Source organism: Achromobacter veterisilvae, from assembly GCF_900496975.1.
Classification (GTDB): Bacteria; Pseudomonadota; Gammaproteobacteria; order Burkholderiales; family Burkholderiaceae_B; genus Achromobacter; species Achromobacter veterisilvae.
Genome location: NZ_UFQC01000086.1, coordinates 1 through 3610 on the forward strand (window position 1 = coordinate 1; position 3610 = coordinate 3610).

The 3610-nt window shown below is 68.4% G+C and carries 3 protein-coding genes and 1 tRNA gene; all 4 read right to left on the reverse strand.

The genetic code is table 11. From position 1 onward, the window contains the following. On the reverse strand, nt 1–435 hold a 435-nt coding region (locus AVE30378_RS32340), incomplete at its 3' end, for an EamA family transporter (RefSeq protein ID WP_165360363.1). Beyond that, nucleotides 432–1448: a biotin synthase BioB gene (bioB, locus tag AVE30378_RS32345; RefSeq protein ID WP_129247273.1), complete on the reverse strand. Its 1017-nt coding sequence runs from the start codon at nt 1446–1448 to the stop codon at nt 432–434. The genes AVE30378_RS32340 and bioB, both read right to left, overlap by 4 nt. Nucleotides 1449–1691: 243 nt before the next feature. After that, nucleotides 1692–3185, reverse strand: a complete 1494-nt coding sequence (locus tag AVE30378_RS32350; protein ID WP_129247275.1) for a PAS domain S-box protein — start codon at nt 3183–3185, stop codon at nt 1692–1694. A gap of 212 nt (nt 3186–3397) precedes the next feature. Then, nucleotides 3398–3474 (reverse strand) — tRNA-Asp (locus tag AVE30378_RS32355). Nucleotides 3475–3610: the final 136 nt, after the last annotated feature.

The following is a 3610-nucleotide window of genomic DNA, read 5'->3' on the forward strand; positions in this document are numbered from 1 at the left end:
GGGCGCCTGCGCGGGGGCGGCGCGGCGCAGCAGGCAGTACAGCGCGCCGGCGGCCAGCAGCGCCGCCGCCAGCTTGCGGCCGCTGGGCGGCTCGCCGAACAGCAGGAACGCCGCCAGCAGCGGAATGAACAGCGACAGGCGCTGCGCCGCGTCGCTGCGCACGATGCCGGCATGGCGCACGGCCGCCGCCATCGCCAGAAACACGCTGGGCAGCAGCACGCCCAGCGCGGCCAGCACCAGCCAGGGCGTCCGCGGCGTGAGCACGCCGGCGGGATCGGGCCGCAGCACGGCCCAGCAGAGCAGGGCGGCCACGAGGTAGTTCATGGCGATGGCCTGCCGCACGTCCACCTGCCAGCGCCTGGCCAGCTTCAGCAGCACGGCCACGGTCACGCTGCACGCGACGCTGGCCAGCAGGTAGAGCAGGCCCGGGGTCAGCGGCACGCCAGCGCTTCCGAAGTGTGCTGCGCGGCGTCGATCCGCATGCCCAGGCGCGCCAGTAGGCGCTGGTCGGCTTCCATCTGGGGGTTGGCGGTGGTCAGCAGCGCGTCGCCGTAGAACATGGAGTTGGCGCCGGCCATGAAGCACAGCGCCTGCAGCGCGTCGTCCATGGCTTCGCGGCCGGCCGACAGCCGGACCGCGGCGCGCGGCATGGCGATGCGGGCCACTGCGATGGTGCGGACGAATTCGAACGGATCCAGCGGCTCCACGCCGGCCAGCGGCGTGCCTTCCACCTGGACGAGGTTGTTGATCGGCACGGATTCGGGGTAGGGCTCCATGCTGGCCAACTGGGCGATCAGGCCGGCGCGCTCGCGCCGCGATTCGCCCATGCCCACGATGCCGCCGCAGCACACGCTGATGCCGGCGTCGCGCACGCGGTCCAGGGTGTCCAGGCGGTCCTGGTAGGTGCGAGTGGAAATGATCTTGCCGTAGAACTCGGGCGAGGTGTCCAGGTTGTGGTTGTAGTAGTCCAGGCCGGCCTGCTTGAGCTGTTCGGCCTGCCCGTCGCGCAGCATGCCCAGGGTGACGCAGGTTTCCAGCCCCAGCGCCTTGACGGCGCCGACCATCTCGGCCACCGCGTCCAGGTGGTGGGGCTTGGGGCTGCGCCAGGCGGCGCCCATGCAGAAGCGCTGCGCGCCGCCGGCCTGCGCGGCGCGGGCCGCCGCCACCACGTCTTCCAGCGGCATCAGCTTGTCGGCGTCCAGGCCGGTGTCGTAGTGCGAAGACTGCGGGCAATAGGCGCAGTCCTCGGGACAGCCGCCGGTCTTGATCGACAGCAGGCTGGACAACTGGATGGCGTTCGGGTCGAAGTGGGCGCGGTGCGTCTGCTGGGCGCGGAAAACCAGGTCCATGAACGGCAGCTCGTAGAGCGCCATGATGCCGGCGGCGCTCCAGGCGGGCGCGGCCTTGGGCTTGGCGGCCGTCGGGATGGGGATGTAGGCGGTCTGCATGGTCGGGCTCCTGTCGGTCTTGCGGAATCGCGCCGCTTGCCGGGCAAGGGCGGGATCGGCGGATCGTAAGAAGCTGTGCAGGGTTTGCGCAATGCAGGCGGTATTGCTGGAATTGAAGGGTGGTAGAAGGCTATTTTGATGGAAATGGGAGATTTTGGCTGTCCCCGGGCGCTAAGTCGTCCTCATCTTCGGCGACGCCGCGGGCCGGGTTATTTTGAATCAAATTGTAAAATAGCGGCGCGCTCAGTCCTTCTGCCGCTTGCCCGTCCTGCGGGCGGGCTCGTGGCCGGTGATGCCGCGGTCGCGGGCCCAGACGATGGCCGCGCTGCGGCGGTGCACGCCGATCTTGCTGTAGATCGTGGCCACGTGATTGCGCACCGTGTTGCGCGACAGTTTCAGGCTCCTGGCGATGCCGTCGTCGTCGTGGCCCTGGCACATCAGGCCCAGCACTTCGCGTTCGCGCGAGGTGAGCTGGGCCAGTTCCGCCACGTCGCGCGTGGCGGGCGCGGGCTGGCGCAGTTGCGCCAGCTTTTCGATGATGCCGCGGCTGAACCAGGAGGTGTCCTGCATGACGGCCTCGATGGCGGTCAGCAGCTCGGTCTCGGAGCGCTTGCGTTCGGTGATGTCCTGCATCACGACCAGCGCGCGCCGCTGCCCGCCGATCATGACGGGTTCGGCCGACACCAGGCAGTCCAGTTGACCGCCGTCCGGCGTGGCCAGCGCGGCCTCCCGGTTGCGGGCGCTTTCTCCGCGCTTCAGGCCCGCGGCCATGCCCTCGTAGGGTTGCAGGCCCAGCCCGCTGAGGGTCTGCCCGATGCAGTTTTCCGCGTCGGCGCCGATGGCCGCCGCGAACGCGTCGTTGACGTCCAGCACGCCCAGGTTGTCGCCTTCGCACAGGGCCATGGGCACGGGCGCCAGGCGGAAGGCCTTCGAGAACCGTTCTTCGCTTTCGCGCAAGGCCAGTTCGGTGCGCTTGCGGGCCTCCAGGTCGATGAAGGTCAACAGCATGCAGGGTTCGCCGTGCATGTCGATGGGCTGTCCGGCGACGATCACGAATCTCTCGCCGCCGTCCGCCAGTTTCACCACGCCTTCGCGCTGCGGGATGGTCTGCCCTTCGTTGAGCCGGGCGACCGCGTCTTCCTTGTCGTCGCCGCCGTCCAGCACGTCCAGTTCGTAGGCCGATTTGCCCAGCACGGCGTCGCGCGCGTAGCCCGTCATTTCCAGGAAGCCCTGGTTCACTTTCACGTAGCGCAGGTCGGACAGCCGGCAGATCAGGGCGGGGGCGGGGTTGGCGCCGAAGGTCCGCTCGAAGCGTTCCTCGGCGTTGATCTGGCCGGTCTGGTCGTGCAGGATCAGCACGCGGTAGTCCGCGCCGTCGCCGCTTTCCAGGTTCAGCCCGCGCGCGCGCACGTTGCGCAGGAATTCCTCGTCGTCCTTGCGCCCCAGGTTCAGCAGCAGGTCTTCGAACGGTTCGGCCGCCGCCAGGCGGTCCAGCGGATACTGGCGGGCGGCCACCCGGCGGCGATTGCGGTAGGTAAGGGTGTAGCGCTTGCGGTAGCCGGAAGGGGTGCCCCCCAGGTCTTCGAGCTTGTCGGCGCCATGCAGGCTCAGCGCGCTGGCATTGGCCCAGGCGATGGCGCCGTTGGCTTCCAGCAGGATGATGCCTTCGTTCAATCCAGCGATGATGCTCTGCAGATGCTGGCGGTGCGCATGGGGGGCGGCGGCATTTGCGGTCACGTAGTCCTCTTCATTTCGCAGGGCATGAACGCAAAGGATGAAGGCGCGCGGTCCTGCTGTCCAGATGGCGAAACGGACGAGTCTGAGCGTACGGGAGGAGACGGGAGGGGGAGGCTGCGCGAAAGCGCGGGAGCGGAAATGCAAAAAGCTCCGGAAACCGGAGCCTTCGATGGATGCTGCTGAAGCGGAACCTGCGAGCGGCGCAAGCTGCTTGGCGGAGCGGACGGGACTCGAACCCGCGACCCCCGGCGTGACAGGCCGGTATTCTAACCAACTGAACTACCGCTCCGCAGCGGTGTACTCTGACTTCTTCACTACGCTGCGGTGTCAAGGCAGCGGGTACCGCAAGCCAGCGAACTGGCGTCCCCTAGGGGATTCGAACCCCTGTACTCACCGTGAAAGGGTGATGTCCTAGGCCTCTAGAC

Excerpts from the sequence above, each read along its gene's own strand:
- bioB (WP_129247273.1), bottom strand. The coding sequence starts at position 1,448 with ATGCAGACCGCCTACATCCCCATCCCGACGGCCGCCAAGCCCAAGGCC.